We start from the raw sequence: 16,602 nt of genomic DNA, 5'->3' as shown, positions 1-16,602 counted from the left end.
GGTCAGCGCCTGCGGAGGGGAAGGGGGGCGCCCATCACGGCGTACGGCCGCGGCGCGCTCGGGAAGTGGACCTGGCGGGCGAGGTCGACGTAGCCGAGGGAGTGGTAGAGGCCGCGGGCCGGGCTGTCGGTGTCGATCGCGGAGAGGATCGAACGTGGTTCGGTGGCGGAGTCCGTGATGGTGGTGATCAGGCGGCGGCCGATGCCGCGGTTCTGGTGGTCGGGGTGGACGTGCAGCTCCGTGATCACGAACGAGCCGTCCAGCCAGAAGTCGTTGCCGCTCGCGCGCAGGTAGGGCTCGACGACCGTGGACCACCAGTGGGTGCGGGAGTTGGGCATGCCGTACACGAAGCCGACGAGGTGTCCGCCGACGGTCGCGCCCAGGGCCCGCGCGCCGGGGAACTGCATGTGACGCTGGACGATCTGCCGGCGTACGGCGACCTCGTCGGGACCGAGCCCGAAAGCGACGGCCTGGACCGCCAAGGCCTCGTCGACGTGGGCGTAGAGGTCCAGGGTGCCGATCACGAGGTCCATGCCGGGAGCGTACAGGGGGCTGCACGGCTGCCGGGCGGCCGTGAGCAACCGCCGACCGGGCGGGCGCGCACGCCCGACGGGGCCGGACGGGCGCGCGTCATCGCGACCGGACGGCGGGGCTGAACGGCGTGCGCTGTCGCGACCGGACGGCGAGGCTGGACGGGCGTGCGCTGTCGCGACCGGACGGCGAGGATGGACGGGCGTGGGCTGTCGCGGCCGGGCGAGCATGAGCAACCGTGGCCTGACGGCCGGGAGCATCCAGGGCCGGGGCGAGCATGAGCAAACGCAGCCGGGCGGGCGTGTGCTGTCGCGGCCGGACGACCGGGACCAACCACGGCCGGGGCGAGCATGAGCAACCGCAGCCGGACGACCGGGACCAACCACGGCCGGGGCGAGCATGAGCAACCGCAGCCGGACGAGCGGGAGCGGCCAGGGTGGGCCGGTCCGACCACGGTCCTAGGTCCGGCGAACGGACACGGCTCGGCCCCGCGGCCGATGAGCCCGCCCCCGGCGCTCGCCTAACGTCTCTTGTCATGGACGCCGACGGCACACTCGACGAGGCCTACGACCGACTCCACCGCACCGGGCCGGAGTTCGAAGGATGGCTGAGCAATCACGGCCCGATGGCCGTGGAGGCGATGGTCCGGCACGGACACGCACGCCGTGTCCACCGCTGGCTGGACCGCTACATGGACCGGCTCGACGAACTGCCGCGCGGTCTGTCTCCCGTGACCGGGGACGACTGGCGCGCCGCGCTCGGGGACCCCGGCCGGCTCGGCGACTGGCTCGCGTTCTTCGCGCGGGAGCTCGGGGAGCGCCCCTGGCGGGACGTACTGGAGACGTGGTGGCCGCGGCTGCTGCCCGGCATCGCGGCCGGCGCCACCCACGGGGTGATCCGCACCGGCCACGCCGTCCACGCCCTGCTGGACCAGGAGGACGCGCCCCGCACTGCCGAGCTCGGCCACGCCCTCGGCTACTGGGCGGCGCGCTGGCAGCCGGTCCCGCTCACCGTCCCGTCGGGCACCTCCGGGCCCGCCGCCGCCCTGGCCGGTGTGCCCCGGGTCCCCGACCAGAGCGCCGGCATCAACCACCGGCTCGGCCAGCTCTCCGGCCTCAGCGGCTGGTCCCCAGCACTGGCCGCCCTGCGCCCGGCCGGCGACGCCGGGCAGGCCCGCGAGCTGCTGGCCGAGGTGACCACGGCGGCGGCGCTGCACTACCTCCCGAACGCACACGGCTCCCCCGTGATGCTGGTGCACGCGGCGACCGCGCCCATGGCCGTCCTGCGCACCCTCCCCGCGCTGCCCCGCGCCCTCTGGGTCGACAGCCTCCACGCGGCCTGGGCGGCGAGCGCGGCGGTGACGGCGGCCTACACGCCCGCGGAGCCCGCCCGGGATGACGCTCTGCCCGCCGCCCCCGAGTCGGCGCAGGAGGTGTTCGAGCTGGCCGCCCGGCACGGGGACGCGCACGTCATCAAGCTCGCGGACACCTGCCTGGACGTGCATGCGCGCACGGGCCGCCCCGAGACGCTCGCGGCGGTGGTCCGCGCGGCCGCTCTGGTCGAGGAGTTGAGCGTCTAGCAGGGTCCTAGAACAACACGCTCATGAACGCGCCGACCTCCCGGAAACCGACGCGCAGGTACGACCTTCGCGCCGCGGTGTTGAAGTCGTTCACGTAGAGACTCACGACCGGGGCCACGTCCGCGAGGGCATGGCGCAGGACGGCCGCCATCCCCGGAGCCGCCAGGCCTCTCCCCCGGTACTCGGGGGCCACCCAGACGCCCTGGATCTGGCAGGCCTGGCTGGTCGCCGCGCCGATCTCGGCCTTGAAGACGACCTTGCCGTGCTCGTCCATGCGGGCGAAGGACCGGCCGGCGCCGACGAGTTCGGCGACGCGGGCCTGGTACAGCAGGCCGCCGTCGCCGGCCAGCGGCGATACGCCGACCTCCTCGGTGAACATCGCCACGCACGCCGGCATGATCGTCTCCATCTCGTCCTTGCGGACGCGACGGACGTACGGGTCCGGGGCGATGTCGGCGGGCATGCGGTCGGTGACCATCAGGGGCTGGTGGGCGCGGACCTCGCGGGCGGGGCCCCAGTGGGGTTCCAGCAGGCGCCACAGCGCGGCGGTGGACTCGGCGGGGCCGACGATGGAGGAGCAGCGGCGGCCGGCCCTCCGCGCCCGGTCGGCGAAGGCGCGCACGGCACGCGGGGTGGCGCAGACGGGGACCAGGTTGGCGCCCGCGTAGCAGAGGGACGTGAGCATGCCGTCCTCGTACCAGCCCCACATCTCGCCACCGAGCCGCCACGGGTCCAGGCCGGCGACCTGCACCCGGGAGGTCACGAAGGCGTTCGCGACCGGCTCGCGGCGGAGGACGGCGAGCGCGGCGTCAAGGTCACTCGGTTCGAGCACTCGTGAGGTGGTCTGGGTCAACACGTGCGGGGCCTCACCCTGGGGGTTCTGCTGGTCTCGGCACTTTACCCCGAGCGATTGTGGAGCGCTTCTGGGTGAGAACGGCCCAGCAGTACGACGCCCAGGCTGGGCTTCTCCTGCCCCGGCAGCTCCGCTTTCCCCGCCCAGTGGGCGACGGCGTCCTCCAGGGCCCGCAGGAGGATCCCGCGCTCGTCCGGGGCGTCCGCGAGCACGTCATCGGCATCATCGACGGTGATGAGAACGTGCGGGGCGCCGAGCCAGTGCAGGTCGTGCAGGCAGTCGCGGAGGGCGTCCCAGTTCCAGCCGAAGTAGTCCGGGAGGCGCAGTGCCTCATGGAACTGGGCGAACACTCGGTCGGCGTCGCGCATCTCCTGGCCCTGCATCCGGGCCGAGTAGATCAGGCCGGTGGGGGGCAGGGCGTGGGCCAGGGGGCTCGGGTGACCCGGCCGGGCGGATTCGGATTCCCGCGTCGCTCTGTGGCCACCAGATCATTCCGCCCCCGAACGGCGGAAGGTGTCCCAGACTTCGCGAGCCGCCGCGAAAAGCTCTGAAGCGGACAAGTCTCCAGGCTCTCTTAGGTCTGGCTCGACTTCGTAATCCTCAAGGAGCATAAAAATACCATCGAAGAGCTCTGCGAGTTCCACATCCCAGCAGGTCAGATCCATCGGAAAATTCTCTCCGAAGTCCCGCACCGTAATGCGGCCGACCGCACCGACGCCGGCCTCGGCTTCGACGGGCGATGGGACGGAGACGACCCGAATGGAGAACGTGTCACTTCTTGAGGTAGTTGAGATCTGGGTCGTAGGTGCCAATGCTCAGCCCCTTCTTGTTGAACACCTCCTGGTGTATCGAGCTCGGCAGCCCTGTCCGCCTTCGTCAACCGTCAGTTCTCGAAGGCGAATCACACGGGAACTCTGACGGTGGCTCCTACATCAGGACTCGTAGTCCTCGATCAGCCGGCTGACGACCTCGTACCGGTGTCCGCGTACTCGGCAACGGTGACAGGGCGTCACCGATCGTGAATGTCGCCACGCTTGACCTCGGCCATTGTGAGGCGTCCATCGTGGGTGTATTCGATCAAGATATGGTCGTCAACGGAAAATAGCCATACATCCGCACTGGTGTACAAGATTTCCTCAGCATGCCTCTTCGCCTCTTCTACAGGCAGCGCGACGGTCGGAACCACGGCGTTGCCCCAGAAAACAACCAAGAGGGATGTCGGTGAGGTGACGCGCGTCAGCCAGTCGCGCATCAACTCGGCCGCCTCGCGTTCTCCAGAGGTGTACTCCTGGTCCAGGAAATCGGCCACCTCCCAGTCGATGCCCTCCCAGGCAGAGTGCGGAAACCTATTCAGGCTGCCCGCCTCGAAAGAATCGCTTTCCCTTTTTTCCAGGATCAGCAGATTCTGCCGCTCTTCGGGCTCCATACCTCTCAGGAGATCATCGAGTCGAGCCCTGCCACTTCCGTAAGGGTGACGGTTACTCACTATGTGTTCCTCTTCGGGATTCGAAGCATGTCCGCTTCTGTTCCGTTCCACCGCACTGCATAGCGAGCCTCACCCTTTCCAATGGCCACATTGATGTGCGGCCCCTTGGCGGGGTCATAGTCGATGCGGAATTGCTTCCATTCACCGTTGACCCGCGTTTCGAATCCCACAACCTCGCCGTGTGCTGCAGAGTTCTCCAGTCTGCTTATGTAGGGCTGCCTCGTATGCGGGTCAATTTCCCCAATGATGTCGAGAGCCTTGTTTCTTGCCTGCTCGAAGCTGTCGAAAGGTATCTTGCCGTCGGGATCCTTTCCGACAGTTATCTCCGGTGGTCGCTTCGGCTTCTTGTCGTACTCCGGAGCCAGGCCCAGCGGGTCACACCAGGTGTGTGGATTGTCGACGTACGTCGAGGGATTGGGCGCCGGTGCGAGACCGAGGGGGTCGGGGGTGAGATACCGGGCGACTTCGGGATCGTAGTGGCGGAAGTAGTTGTAGTGCAGGCCTGTCTCGGGGTCGTAGTACTGGCCTGGAAAGCGTAGGGGTGTGTAGGTGACGCTGTCGGCCGCCCATGCCGTGGTGCCCCAGAGAGTGCTGCGGGTGCGCCAGGCGATGTCGCCCTGTTCGTCTATGAGTTCGCTGGGGGTGCCGAGCAGGTCGGTGACGATCGCGAAGAAGCGGGAGTCGATCTCGTCCTGCGGGGCGTCGGCCGCGGTGATGCGTTCAGTTTGAGCGAGGGGGCGTAGGCCTGCGTGGTCCCAGGTGAGGGTGACCGGCTTGGGGATGGCCGAAGAGGTTGTCGTCTGCTCGCAGAGAGTGGTGCCGTCCCAGGTGAAGTCCACCCGCTCCAGGACCGTTTCGCCGTCTTCCGCTAGGCGGAGTTTTGCCGTGCGGCGGCCCAGGGGGTCGTAGGTGTAGCGCCAGCGGGTGCCGTCGGGGGTTACCACCGAGGTCAGGCGGTCCTCGGTGTCCCACTCGTAGCGCCAGGTGTCCGGCTTCCTCGACAGGCGGGTCTTCTGTCGAAGGGTGATGCGGCCGAGGGCGTCGTGTTCGTAGCGGACGTTGCCGGCTCGGGTGATGCGGGTGCCCGTGTAGGTGCGGGGGCCCGTTGCCTCTGCGCTCGGGTGGTTCGCCGGCCAGCCGGCTTCTGTCTGGTTGCCCGCCTCGTCGTAGGCGTAGCGCTCCGTCCAGTTCGCCGCGTGCACCGCCGTCACCCGGCCTGTCGCGTCCAGTTCGAAGCGGCGGGTGCCGGACAGGTGGTCGTCCATGGCGGTCAGATGGCCGTCGGCGCGATAAGTGTATGCCCGGCTTTGCAGCCTGCGGCCCTGTGCGCCGGTCACCGACTGGGTGGTCAGGCGGCCCAGGGAGTCGAAGGTGTGCTCCAGAGTGATCGTTCCGGCTATGCGACGGGTCAGTTCGCGGCCAGCCTCGTCGTAGCCGAAGTCGATCGTGCGGCCCGATGCCACCATGCCCGTGCGGCGGCCCGCTGCGTCGTACGACCACGTGGTTACGGCACCTGTGGGTGTGGTGCGGCCCGTGAGCCGGCCCAAGGAGTCGTAGGCATACATCAGCGTCCGGCCGTTGACCGTTTCGGAGTGCAGGCGGCCATAGCGGTCGCGCAGCAGCGTCAGGGCCGTGCCGTCCGGTCCCGTGGCCTGGGCCAACTGGTCGGTGAAGTCGTAGGCGTACGTGGTGACGGCGCCTGCAGCGTTCTTCGCGGTGATACGCCCCAGGGCGTCACGTTCGAACGACGTCACCTCGCCGAGGGCGTTCCGGCGTGAGGTCAGGCGGCCTGCCGCGTCGTGCTCGTACGTCAGCGTGCGGTCGTCGAAGTCCTTCTCCGACAGCAGGCGGCCAACGGGGTCGTAGGCGTACTCCCAGGTCAGACCCTGCGGATTCGTCACCTTCGTCAGGTTCAGCTCGGTGTCGTGGGTGAACGCGTAGCGGACGCCGTCCGGACCCGTGCGGGCCGACAGGAGGTCGAAGTGGGTGTACTCGAAGCGGGTGACGCCGCCGACGGGGTCGGTGTGGCTGGTGCAGTTGCCCTCGCCGTCGTACGTCCAGCTCTCCGTCGTGCCGTCGGGGGCCGTGCGGCGGGCCAAGTGGCCTTCCAGTCGAAGGCGGAGATCGCCTCGCCCTTGTTGTCCTCGATGATGCCGCGGGCCGACTTGTTCGCTGCGGACAGCACGTCCTCGATGTCGTCCGCGAAGGCCCGCCAGGCCTTGGCCGCCGCCCGGAGACCGTCCTCGTCGGCGTCCGGCCACCACATGCCGGTCATGTCCTGGACGATCTGCTTCGCCTTGTCGGCCGCGCTCACTTGGCCTGACCCCCGCCCTGGCCGTGGCCCTGCACATGGATCCGGCTGAACATCGAGCGGACGAGCTGCTCGTTGTCGATGTGGCCGTCCGCCATGTCGGTCATGGCCTCCTCGATGCTGGCCAGGCCCTGCGCGAGGATGGACGCGGCGTGCTCGATCTTCCCCACATTCGGCCCGTACGCCTTGTGGAACTCCTTGCCCTGCTTGTCGTCGCCCCACGGCGAACCGGCCGCAGCGAGCGCCGCCTTGAGCTTGGTGAGCGCCTTGGTCAGGTCAGTGCTGTGCGTGTGGAAATCCGGAGCCGTCTTCTTCAGATCGGCCATCTTGATGTCGAGTATCTTGCCGTCGCCACCGCTGCCGCCCTGGTCACCCATGGCGCCGCGCCCCTCCCCGTCAGACTGCTAACCGGCCCGAAGCCCTTAGCAGGGAAGACGAGTTCGCAATCGGGATCGGCACCAAAGGGACGGTAAAGATCCGTTCAGGATCGCGCCAGGCTGAGGAACGCCTGCCAGGCGGCGGGGGGCAGCGCGAGGGCGGGGGCGGTGATGGGGTTCTGCTTGGAGTCGCGGACGTGGATGGTGGTGAGGGTGACGGCGACCTCAACGCATTGGCCGCCCTCGCCACTGCTGTAGCTGCTCTTGAACCACGTCAGGTCCGACAACTCTTCGACGTTCATGACTCCCCCAGCAACTTCTCTACAAGGGCCATCGACTCACGCGGGCTCAACGCCTGCGCGCGGAGGAGCCCGTACTGGTCCTCCAGCTCTCTGACCGTCCGACGATCAGTGAAGAGGCGGCTGTACCTGTGCACCTCCGTGTAGGCGATCCTGCGCCCTTTCTCCGTCTCGATCAAGGTGAACGGACCAGAGAGTGCCGCGTGTTCCTCGCGGGCGTCCGGCATCACCTGGATCTCGACATTGGGCCGCTCACCGATCAGCAGAATCTGCTCCAACTGGCCACGCCAGACGGCCAATCCGCCCAGGCACATACGCAGAACGCCCTCCTGCATCACAAAGCTGATGGTGGGTAGCGGCTTGCGGCCGAAGATCTCCTGCCGGACCAGCCTCGCCGTCACGCGCTGCTCGATCGTCGCGTCGTCCAACGGGGGGCGCCGCATGGTGAACACAGCCCGTGCGTAGTCCTCCGTCTGCAAAAGGCCATTGACCACGAGCGTGTCGTACACATGCCACGCGACCGCCTCCCTCTCCAGCTTCGCCGCATCCCGGAAGAACGCCGGATACTGGGCCTTCTCCATGTCCTCGACGAAGTCCACCAGCGCCCCCTGCGCGCTCAGGACCTCGTCGGCCTGCCTGATGAACCTCGCCGACGGAATGCGCCTGCCCTGCTCGAACGATGCGATGGTTGCCGCCGAGTAGCCGGTACGGGAGCCGAGTTCGGCGCGTTCCATCCCCGCTTGTGTCCGTAGCCGCTTCAACAGCCGCCCGAAGATGAGCGGAACGCCCGATCCCAGCTCGGACTCCTCCGATTCCGATACTTCCTGGTCCACCTGCGCTTCTTCGCTCACGTACACCCCCAATGTCCTCGCGCCACCGCCGGTCACGGCGCGCCCATGTACAGCGGCACCCCACGCTCGTACAACCCGCGATGGTCAAGGTGCAGCAGCTGTTCAACGTTACTGAGCGTGCGCGAGCGTAAGCGACATGAAGTCGGAAATCTCCACCCGTGAATTCGCCATGCGCTTCACCTCCACCCCGCGCGGCGCCCGCCTCGCCCGGCGGCTCGTCTCGCTCCGGCTGCACGAGTGGGGGCATCTTTACGACGGCCCTGTGAACGAAGCCGTCACGCTGATCGCCGCCGAGCTCGCCGTGAACGCCGTACGGCACGGGCATGTACCCGGGCGGGACTTCCGCCTCCGGCTCACCGAGTCGTCCGGCACCCTGCGCCTGGAGGTCTCCGACACCCGCACCGAGCGGCTGCCCGAGCTGCGGGTCGCGACCGACGAGGGGGGCCGGGGGCTGCTGCTGGTCGAGGCGCTCGCCGACAAGTGGGGGGTCGTGCCGCGGCAGCCCGGCAAGTGCGTGTGGGCGGAGGTACGGCTGAGTCCCGCCACCCAGCGGTGACGGGACTCCGGAAAGATCAAAAGGTCAGCCGGCCACCGACACCGACGGCTCGCCCGACTCCACGCCCTCGTCCTGCATCTTCTCGGCCAGCTTCATGGCCTCCTCGATGAGGGTCTCGACGATCTTGGACTCGGGGACGGTCTTGATGACCTCGCCCTTGACGAAGATCTGGCCCTTGCCGTTGCCGGAGGCGACGCCGAGGTCGGCCTCACGGGCCTCGCCCGGGCCGTTCACCACGCAGCCCATGACGGCCACGCGCAGCGGGACCTCCATGCCGGTCAGGCCCGCCGTGACCTCCTCGGCCAGCTTGTAGACGTCGACCTGGGCGCGGCCGCAGGACGGGCAGGAGACGATCTCCAGGCCGCGCTGGCGCAGGCCGAGCGACTGCAGGATCTGGAGGCCGACCTTGACCTCCTCGACGGGGGGAGCCGAGAGGGACACGCGGATCGTGTCACCGATGCCCTGGGACAGGAGCGCGCCGAAGGCCACCGCCGACTTGATCGTGCCCTGGAAGGCGGGACCGGCCTCCGTCACGCCCAGGTGCAGCGGGTACTCACACTGCTCGGCGAGCTGGCGGTAGGCCTCGATCATGACGACCGGGTCGTTGTGCTTGACGGAGATCTTGATGTCCCGGAAGTCGTGCTCCTCGAAGAGGGACGCCTCCCACAGGGCCGACTCGACCAGGGCCTCCGGGGTCGCCTTGCCGTACTTCTGGAGCAGGCGCTTGTCCAGGGAGCCGGCGTTGACCCCGATGCGGATCGGAGTGCCGTGGTCCTTGGCGGCCTTGGCGATCTCCTTGACCTTGTCGTCGAACTGCTTGATGTTGCCGGGGTTGACGCGGACCGCGGCACAGCCGGCCTCGATGGCGGCGAAGACGTACTTGGGCTGGAAGTGGATGTCGGCGATGACCGGGATCTGGGACTTCTTCGCGATGGTCGCCAGGGCGTCGGCGTCGTCCTGGGTGGGGCAGGCCACTCGGACGATCTGGCAGCCGGACGCGGTCAGCTCGGCGATCTGCTGGAGCGTGGCGCCGATGTCGGACGTACGGGTCGTGGTCATCGACTGGACCGAGACGGGCGCGTCTCCGCCGACCGCCACGCTTCCGACCTGGATCTGCCGGCTCTTCCGGCGCTCGGCGAGCTTGGTCGGAACGGACGGCATGCCGAGAGAAATCGCAGTCATCTGCTGTGCAACCCCAAGTCGTGGATCAAGGTCCGGTCCCGCGGGCCGGCGGGCTCCAGGCTTCGAGATTACGGTACGAGCCTTGGCCTGAGCACATCCCACCCGGCAAACCCACTCGATGGAAGGCGGCCCGGAGCACGAGGTTCCGGGCCGCCGTGAACAGCGTATGGCTAGCTGATCTTGACCGGGTTAACGACATCCGCGATCAGGACGAGCACCGTGAAGCACACGAAGATCCCCGCCACCACGTAAGCCACCGGCATCAGCTTCGCCACGTCGAACGGGCCGGGGTCCGGGCGGCGCAGCACCCGTGCCACGTTGCGCCGCAGGGCCTCCCACAGGGCGCCCGCGATGTGCCCGCCGTCGAGCGGGAGCAGCGGGAGCATGTTGAACAGGAACAGGGAGAGGTTGAAGCCGGCGAGCAGCATCACGAACATCGCCACCTGCTGGGAGGCGGGGATGTCGAGGGTGGCGATGTCACCTGTTATGCGGGCGGCACCGACGATGCCGATCGGGGAGTCCGGCTGGCGCGGGGCGTTGCCGAAGGCCGAGTCCCACAGCGCCGGGATCTTGGCGGGCAGGGCGGCGAGGGAGTCGACCGCGTCGCCCACCCGGTCGGTCATCCAGGTCACGGACTGGCCGAAGTCCTGGTGCACGACGCCGGTGGCGGAGCTGAAGCCGAGGAAGCCGGCCTTGACGTACTTGCCCTCGACGTACTGGCCGCTGGAGTCCTTCTTGGCGACCAGGTTGGTGGCGATGGTGGCGTGCAGGGTGACCTGCCTGCCGTCGCGCTCGACGACGATCGGGACGGTCTTGCCCGCGCTGTCCCGGATCAGGTCCGAGAGGGTGTTCCAGTCGCCGGTCGGCCGGCCGGCGAAGGAGACGATCTTGTCGCGCTTCTGCATGCCGGCGGCCTCGGCCGGGGACGCCGGGTCGGACTTCTTGCAGCTGTCGCGGTGCTCGCTCTCTGCGATGACGCAGGGCGAGACCGAGGCGACCGTGGTGGTCTGCTGCTGGATGCCGAAGCCCATGAGGACGGTGAAGAACAGGGCGACGGCGAGGATGAGGTTCATGAACGGGCCCGCGAACATGACGATGACGCGCTTCCACGGCTTGCGCGTGTAGAACATGCGCGTCTCGTCACCGGGCTGCAGTTCCTCGAAGGCCGCCGAGCGGGCGTCCTCGATCATGCCGCGCCACGGGGAGGTCGAGCGGGCGGAGACGCGGCCCTCGTCGTCGGGCGGGAACATCCCGATCATGCGGATGTAGCCGCCGAGCGGCACGGCCTTGACTCCGTACTCGGTCTCACCCTTCTTCCGCGACCAGACGGTCGGGCCGAAGCCGACCATGTACTGCGGGACGCGGATGCCGAAGAGCTTGGCCGTGGACAGGTGCCCCAGCTCGTGCCACGCGATCGAGACGAGCAGGCCCACCGCGAAGACCACTATGCCGAGGATGAACATCAAGGTCGTCATGCACGCGCCTCCGCGGTCGCCGTCGTGGCTGTGAGTTCGCGGGCCCGGGCGCGGGCCCAGGCCTCCGCTTCGAGGACGTCCGACACCGTGAGTGAAGTTCCCGTGACCGGGGTGCCGTGCTCCTCGACGACCCGGGTGACGGTCTCCATGATCCCGTTGAAGGGCAGCGCGCCGCTGCGGAAGGCCTCGACGCACTCCTCGTTGGCCGCATTGAACACCGCCGGGGCGGTCCCCGCGAGCTGCCCCACGTGCCGGGCGAGGTTCACCGAGGGGAAGGCCTCGTTGTCCAGCGGGAAGAACTCCCACGTGGAGGCCTTGCTCCAGTCGAAGGCGGGCGCCGCGTCCGGGACGCGTTCGGGCCAGCCCAGACCGATGGCGATGGGCCCGCGCATGTCGGGGGGCGTCGCCTGGGCGATCGTGGATCCGTCGGTGAACTCGACCATCGAGTGGACATACGACTGGGGATGCACGACCACCTCAATGCGGTCGAAGGGAATGTCGTAGAGGAGGTGTGCCTCGATCACCTCCAGGCCCTTGTTGACGAGGGTCGCGGAGTTGATCGTGATCACGGGGCCCATGGCCCAGGTGGGGTGGGCGAGGGCGTCCTCGACGGTGACGTTCGCCAGCTCGGCCTTGGTACGGCCGCGGAAGGGGCCGCCGGAGGCGGTGACGACCAGCTTGCGGACGTCGGCGCGGGTGCCGGAGGCGAGGGCCTGGAAGAGGGCGGCGTGCTCGGAGTCGACCGGGATGATCTGGCCCGGCTTGGCGAGGGCCTTGACCAGTGGCCCGCCGACGATGAGCGACTCCTTGTTGGCGAGCGCCAGGGTGTGGCCGGCCTCCAGGGCGGCGAGGGTGGGGGCGAGGCCGATGGAGCCGGTGATGCCGTTCAGCACGGTGTGGCATTCGGAGGCGGCGACGCGGGTGGCCGCCTCCGGTCCGGCGAGGATCTCGGGCAGCGGCTCCCCGGGGCCGTACGCGGCGGCGAGCGCCTCGCGCAGGGCGGGTACGGCGTCCTCGCGGGCGACCGCGACGGTCCGCACCCGCAGCCGGTGCGCCTGCTCGGCGAGGAGGGCGACCCGGCCGCCGTTCGCGGACAGGGCGCTGACCCGGAAGCGGTCGGGGTGGCGCAGCACGAGGTCGATGGCCTGGGTGCCGATCGATCCGGTGGAGCCGAGGATCACCACGTCCTTGGGGCCGTCGCCCGCGAGGGGGTCGTAGACGAGGTGCGGGTCGGCGAGGGGTGCCGGATGGGCGGGGCTGTCGGTCATCCCCCCATTGTTGCCGCAACCGGCGACCGGCCGGACAGGGCGTCCCCCGGGCGGGTGCGCCGCGGGGGTTCGTCACTGGATGGTGTGGTTGTCCAAATGTGAAGTACGAGTAAAGAATGCGTGATCAAGACGTGGTCGCGTCCACTCGGACGGCTGACGTCGACGAAATCGCGGGCTTCCCGGGCCGGGTGATGGCATCCTTCCGTAGGCGCCCGTCAAGGAGGGCGCGACAAGGGGGAGGAGTCACCACCATGACCCGTATGCGTACGACTGCGGCCGTCCTGGCGACGGCAGGGGTCCTGACCGCCGCTCAGCTCGGCCTGGCCACCGGCGCGTTCGCCGCCACCTCGGCGCCGCAGCGCGCCGGTTGCCCGCTCAACCTGGTCTACCCGAGCCGCTTCTACATCGACTCGCACGGCTGGGTGACCAACGGAGGCCTGTACTTCGGCATCAAGAACAAGAGCACGACCACGTCCTTCAAGAAGGTCAGCTTCACCGTCACGGACGTCAAGAACATCCGCTTCGGCTCGGCCAGGGCCACGGGTGGCAAGATCACCCACAAGACGTCGAAGACGGTGACCGTGTACGCGGGGACCCTCAACAAGAAGGCGAGCCTCGGGGTGAAGGTGCAGACGCATCTGCTCAACACCCACTCCTACAAGGTGAAGTTCACCCTGCACGGCTCGGGCTGGAACTGCGCCGTGGACCAGGGCACCTGGGGCAACTGACCGGCCCCGGGCGCCCGGTCGGCAGGTGGGAGGGGCGGCTCAGTCCCCGAAGGGGCGGCGCTCGTTCTCCCGTGCGGACGGTCCGGGGGTCGCGTCGGCGATCCACGGGCCGTCGCCGGACGGGTCGACGACACCTTCCTCCAGCCAGGTGTAGGCGCCGCCGAGGACCTGCTTGACCACCTTGCGGTCCAGTTCGTCGGTGTTGGTCCACAGGCGGTCGAAGAGTTCCTCGACCCGGATGCGAGCCTGCCGGCAGAAGGCGTCGGCCAGCTGGTAGGCCTCGCGGCCGTGTTCGTCCCGGCCGCGCAGCAGTTCGGCACGGACGCAGGCCGCGCTCATCGCGAACAGCTCGGCGCCGATGTCCACGATCCGGCCCAGGAAGCCCTGCTTGGTCTCCATCCGGCCCTGCCAGCGGGACATGGCGTAGAAGGTGGAGCGGGCCAGCTTGCGGGCGGTGCGCTCGACATAGCGCAGATGGACGGACAGATCGACACCGTGCTTGAACTGGCCGTAGGCCGTGGGGAGTTGCCCCGGCCCGGCGACCAGTTTGGGCAGCCACTTGGCGTAGAAGACGCCCGCGTTGGCACCCGCCTTCGCCTTGTCGGACAGGGACTTGTCGGGGTCGATGAGGTCGCCGGCCACGGAGAGGTGGGCGTCGACGGCCTCGCGCGCGATCAGCAAGTGCATGATCTCCGTCGAACCCTCGAAGATGCGGTTGATGCGCAGGTCGCGCAGGATCTGCTCGGCGGGGACCCCGCGCTCGCCGCGCGCCTTCAGCGACTCGGCGGTCTCGTACCCGCGTCCACCGCGGATCTGGACCAGTTCGTCGGCCATCTTCCAGGACATCTCGGAGCCGTAGAGCTTGGCCAGCGCGGCCTCGATGCGGATGTCGTTGCGGTCCTCGTCGGCCATCTGCGAGGAGAGGTCGAGGACGGCCTCCAGGGCGAAGGTGGTGGCCGCGATGAAGCTGATCTTGGAGCCGACGGCCTCGTGCAGCGCCACCGGCTTGCCCCACTGCTCCCGCTCGGCCGACCATTCGCGGGCGATCTTCAGGCACCACTTGCCGGCGCCCGCGCACATCGCGGGCAGGGACAGCCGGCCGGTGTTCAACGTCGTCAGCGCGATCTTCAGGCCCGCGCCCTCGGGGCCGATCCGGTTGGCGGCCGGGACCCGGACCTGGTGGAAGCGGGTGACGCCGTTCTCGATGCCGCGCAGGCCCATGAAGGCGTTGCGGTTCTCGACGGTGACGCCCTCCGAGGTCGCCTCCACGACGAACGCGGTGATGCCGCCCTTGTGCCCCTCGGACTTCGGCACCCGCGCCATGACGACCAGCAGGTCGGCGACCACCCCGTTGGTGGTCCACAGTTTCACCCCGTCGAGGACGTACTCGTCCCCCTCGGGTACGGCCGTGGTGGCGAGGCGGGCCGGGTCGGAGCCCACGTCCGGTTCGGTGAGCAGGAAAGCGGAGATGTCGGTGCGGGCGCAGCGGGGCAGGAAGGCGTCCTTCTGCTCCTGGGTGCCGAAGAGCTTCAGCGGCTGGGGTACGCCGATCGACTGGTGGGCGGAGAGCAGGGCGCCGACCGCGGGGCTCGCTGAGCCGACCAGGGCGAGGGCCTTGTTGTAGTAGAGCTGGGTGAGGCCGAGGCCGCCGTACTTGGGGTCGATCTTCATGCCGAGGGCGCCGAGTTCCTTCAGGCCGGCGACGACCTCGTCGGGGATGCGGGCCTCGCGTTCGATGCGGGCCGGGTCGATCGTGGACTCGCAGAACGCGCGCAGTTTGGCGAGGAACTCCTCACCGCGCTGCACGCTCTCGGGGTCCGGGAGCGGGTGGGGGTGGATGAGGTCGAGCCGGAAGCGCCCTAGGAACAGCTCCTTGGCGAAGCTGGGCTTGTGCCAGTCCTGCTGCCGGGCGGCCTCCGCCACCTGGCGCGCCTCGCGCTCGGTGACGGTGGTGCGTGACTTGGTGGGGGCGGACATGAGGCTCACCTCGCCGCGAAGAGGGATGATTGCGGACCGTTCGTTACCGACCAGTGCTACTGGATCGTTGGTACCCGAAACGGGCCGACCCCACCACCCCTCGCGCGCCGAACGGTGGAAAGGTGGCCGAAGCGGGGGCTCGCGGGTGTGTACTGCTGCCGGGCGGCCTCCGCCACAGAGCATCCGGGAACTGGGCTACCACCCGAACGCCGGCGCCCGGGCCCTGGCCGGCAAGCGGTCGAACATCATCGCGCTGATGGTCCCGCTGCGCACCGACATGTACGTGCCGGTGATGATGGAGATTGCCATCGCGGTGGCCACCACGGACCGTACGCACGGCTACGACGTCCTGCTGCTCACCGGAGAGGAGGGGCCCGACGCGGTGCGCCGGGTGACCGGCAGCGGGCTCGCCGACGCCATGATCCTGATGGACGTCGAGCTGGAGAACGAGCGGCTGCCGCTGCTGCGGGCGACCGGCCAGCCCTCCGTGCTGATCGGCCTGCCGGCCGACACCACAGGCCTGACCTGTGTGGACCTGGACTGGAGTGCGACGGGCGCGCTGTGCGTGGAGCATCTGGCGGGACTCGGTCACCGTGACATCGCTGTCATAGGTGAGGCCCCCGCCGTCTACGAGCGGCACACCGGCTTCGCCGAGCGCACCCTGGACGGGCTGCGCTCCCGGGCCCGCGAGTCGGGCGTCCGGGTGCTGCACCGGCCGTGCGAGGGCGGGTACGACGCGATGGCCCTCACCCTGGCCCGGGTCTTCGACGAGCGCCCGGCGACGACCGGGTTCGTGGTGCAGAACGAGTCGGCGGTGGAGCCACTGCTCGCGCTGCTGCGCCAGCAGGGCCGGGCCGTGCCGGAGGACGTGTCCATGGTCGCGATCTGCCCGGACCAGGTCGCCGTCCAGGCCTCGGTGCGGCTGACCTCGGTCGCCATCCCGGCACAGGAGATGGGCCGGCACGCGGTCGAGCGTCTGGTGGCCAAGCTGGACGGGCGGGGCAGCGACGAGGTCGTGCTGCTCACGCCCGGGCTGACGGCACGGGCGAGTTCGGGCCCGGCACCGGCCGCCTCCTGACGCACCTTCCCGTGCTCCGGGCACCCGGGGCACGCCTCTGCCTGCTTTGTC

The 16,602-nt window shown here is 69.1% G+C and carries 16 protein-coding genes and 1 pseudogene; 4 read left to right on the top strand and 13 right to left on the bottom strand.

Annotated elements, in window-relative coordinates; translation table 11 throughout:
• Nucleotides 1–2: 2 nt before the first annotated feature.
• Entirely contained in the window at nucleotides 3–533 is a 531-nt protein-coding gene (locus AB0D93_RS16745; protein ID WP_362119788.1) for a GNAT family N-acetyltransferase, read from the bottom strand.
• A gap of 533 nt (nucleotides 534–1,066) precedes the next feature.
• Here AB0D93_RS16745 and AB0D93_RS16740 point away from each other — a divergent pair.
• Complete coding sequence (locus AB0D93_RS16740; protein ID WP_362119786.1) at nucleotides 1,067–2,110, top strand: questin oxidase family protein; 1,044 nt, start codon at nucleotides 1,067–1,069, stop codon at nucleotides 2,108–2,110.
• Between the two features lie 7 nt (nucleotides 2,111–2,117).
• Here AB0D93_RS16740 and AB0D93_RS16735 read toward each other — a convergent pair whose 3' ends face one another.
• The 8 genes and pseudogenes from AB0D93_RS16735 to AB0D93_RS16700 all read right to left on the bottom strand — a co-directional run bounded on the left by AB0D93_RS16735 (nucleotide 2,118) and on the right by AB0D93_RS16700 (nucleotide 8,287).
• Complete coding sequence (locus AB0D93_RS16735) at nucleotides 2,118–2,966, bottom strand: GNAT family N-acetyltransferase (RefSeq protein WP_362119784.1); 849 nt, start codon at nucleotides 2,964–2,966, stop codon at nucleotides 2,118–2,120.
• A gap of 41 nt (nucleotides 2,967–3,007) precedes the next feature.
• The gene (locus tag AB0D93_RS16730; RefSeq protein WP_362119781.1) at nucleotides 3,008–3,346 is read right to left on the bottom strand and encodes a barstar family protein; all 339 of its coding nucleotides are present in this window, start codon (nucleotides 3,344–3,346) and stop codon (nucleotides 3,008–3,010) included.
• A gap of 105 nt (nucleotides 3,347–3,451) precedes the next feature.
• Entirely contained in the window at nucleotides 3,452–3,775 is a 324-nt protein-coding gene (locus AB0D93_RS16725; RefSeq protein WP_362119779.1) for a hypothetical protein, read from the bottom strand.
• A gap of 197 nt (nucleotides 3,776–3,972) precedes the next feature.
• Entirely contained in the window at nucleotides 3,973–4,389 is a 417-nt protein-coding gene (locus AB0D93_RS16720) for a hypothetical protein (RefSeq protein WP_362119777.1), read from the bottom strand.
• 59 nt (nucleotides 4,390–4,448) lie between these two features.
• Nucleotides 4,449–6,560, bottom strand: a pseudogene (locus AB0D93_RS16715) (RHS repeat-associated core domain-containing protein); the annotation flags it as partial.
• A 199-nt stretch (nucleotides 6,561–6,759) separates the two neighbouring features.
• A complete protein-coding gene (locus tag AB0D93_RS16710; RefSeq protein WP_362119775.1) occupies nucleotides 6,760–7,137 on the bottom strand; it encodes a hypothetical protein in 378 nt (125 codons plus the stop codon).
• A gap of 104 nt (nucleotides 7,138–7,241) precedes the next feature.
• Nucleotides 7,242–7,439, bottom strand: coding sequence for a DUF397 domain-containing protein (locus AB0D93_RS16705; RefSeq protein WP_362119773.1), 198 nt, complete (start codon nucleotides 7,437–7,439; stop codon nucleotides 7,242–7,244).
• Nucleotides 7,436–8,287, bottom strand: coding sequence for a helix-turn-helix transcriptional regulator (locus tag AB0D93_RS16700; protein WP_362119771.1), 852 nt, complete (start codon nucleotides 8,285–8,287; stop codon nucleotides 7,436–7,438). The genes AB0D93_RS16705 and AB0D93_RS16700 overlap by 4 nt, the downstream gene beginning before the upstream one ends.
• A 136-nt stretch (nucleotides 8,288–8,423) precedes the next feature.
• Between AB0D93_RS16700 and AB0D93_RS16695 the strand changes: the two genes are divergently transcribed.
• Nucleotides 8,424–8,843 carry an ATP-binding protein gene (locus AB0D93_RS16695; protein WP_362119769.1) on the top strand — a complete coding sequence of 140 codons (420 nt, stop codon included), beginning with the start codon at nucleotides 8,424–8,426 and terminating at the stop codon, nucleotides 8,841–8,843.
• Nucleotides 8,844–8,867: 24 nt separating this feature from the next.
• Here AB0D93_RS16695 and ispG read toward each other — a convergent pair whose 3' ends face one another.
• The 3 genes from ispG to dxr form a co-directional block, all read right to left on the bottom strand.
• Nucleotides 8,868–10,025: a flavodoxin-dependent (E)-4-hydroxy-3-methylbut-2-enyl-diphosphate synthase gene (ispG, locus tag AB0D93_RS16690; protein ID WP_362119767.1), complete on the bottom strand. Its 1,158-nt coding sequence runs from the start codon at nucleotides 10,023–10,025 to the stop codon at nucleotides 8,868–8,870.
• Between the two features lie 170 nt (nucleotides 10,026–10,195).
• Nucleotides 10,196–11,500, bottom strand: a complete 1,305-nt coding sequence (locus AB0D93_RS16685) for a site-2 protease family protein (RefSeq protein ID WP_362119765.1) — start codon at nucleotides 11,498–11,500, stop codon at nucleotides 10,196–10,198.
• Nucleotides 11,497–12,768, bottom strand: a complete 1,272-nt coding sequence (gene dxr / locus AB0D93_RS16680; RefSeq protein ID WP_362119763.1) for a 1-deoxy-D-xylulose-5-phosphate reductoisomerase — start codon at nucleotides 12,766–12,768, stop codon at nucleotides 11,497–11,499. The genes AB0D93_RS16685 and dxr overlap by 4 nt, the downstream gene beginning before the upstream one ends.
• A gap of 260 nt (nucleotides 12,769–13,028) precedes the next feature.
• Here dxr and AB0D93_RS16675 point away from each other — a divergent pair, with 260 nt between their 5' ends.
• Entirely contained in the window at nucleotides 13,029–13,496 is a 468-nt protein-coding gene (locus AB0D93_RS16675) for a hypothetical protein (RefSeq protein WP_362119761.1), read from the top strand.
• 39 nt (nucleotides 13,497–13,535) lie between these two features.
• Here the strand turns inward: AB0D93_RS16675 and AB0D93_RS16670 are convergent, their stop codons facing one another.
• A complete protein-coding gene (locus AB0D93_RS16670; protein ID WP_362119758.1) occupies nucleotides 13,536–15,473 on the bottom strand; it encodes an acyl-CoA dehydrogenase family protein in 1,938 nt (645 codons plus the stop codon).
• A gap of 145 nt (nucleotides 15,474–15,618) precedes the next feature.
• Here AB0D93_RS16670 and AB0D93_RS16665 point away from each other — a divergent pair, with 145 nt between their 5' ends.
• Nucleotides 15,619–16,551, top strand: a complete 933-nt coding sequence (locus tag AB0D93_RS16665) for a LacI family DNA-binding transcriptional regulator (protein ID WP_362119756.1) — start codon at nucleotides 15,619–15,621, stop codon at nucleotides 16,549–16,551.
• The last annotated feature ends 51 nt before the right edge of the window (nucleotides 16,552–16,602 follow it).

The sequence above is a fragment of the Streptomyces sp. NPDC048191 genome, from assembly GCF_040652655.1.
Classification (GTDB): domain Bacteria; phylum Actinomycetota; class Actinomycetes; order Streptomycetales; family Streptomycetaceae; genus Streptomyces.
Note: the sequence above shows the minus strand (reverse complement) of the source record. Positions and strands in the feature narration are given on the sequence as shown.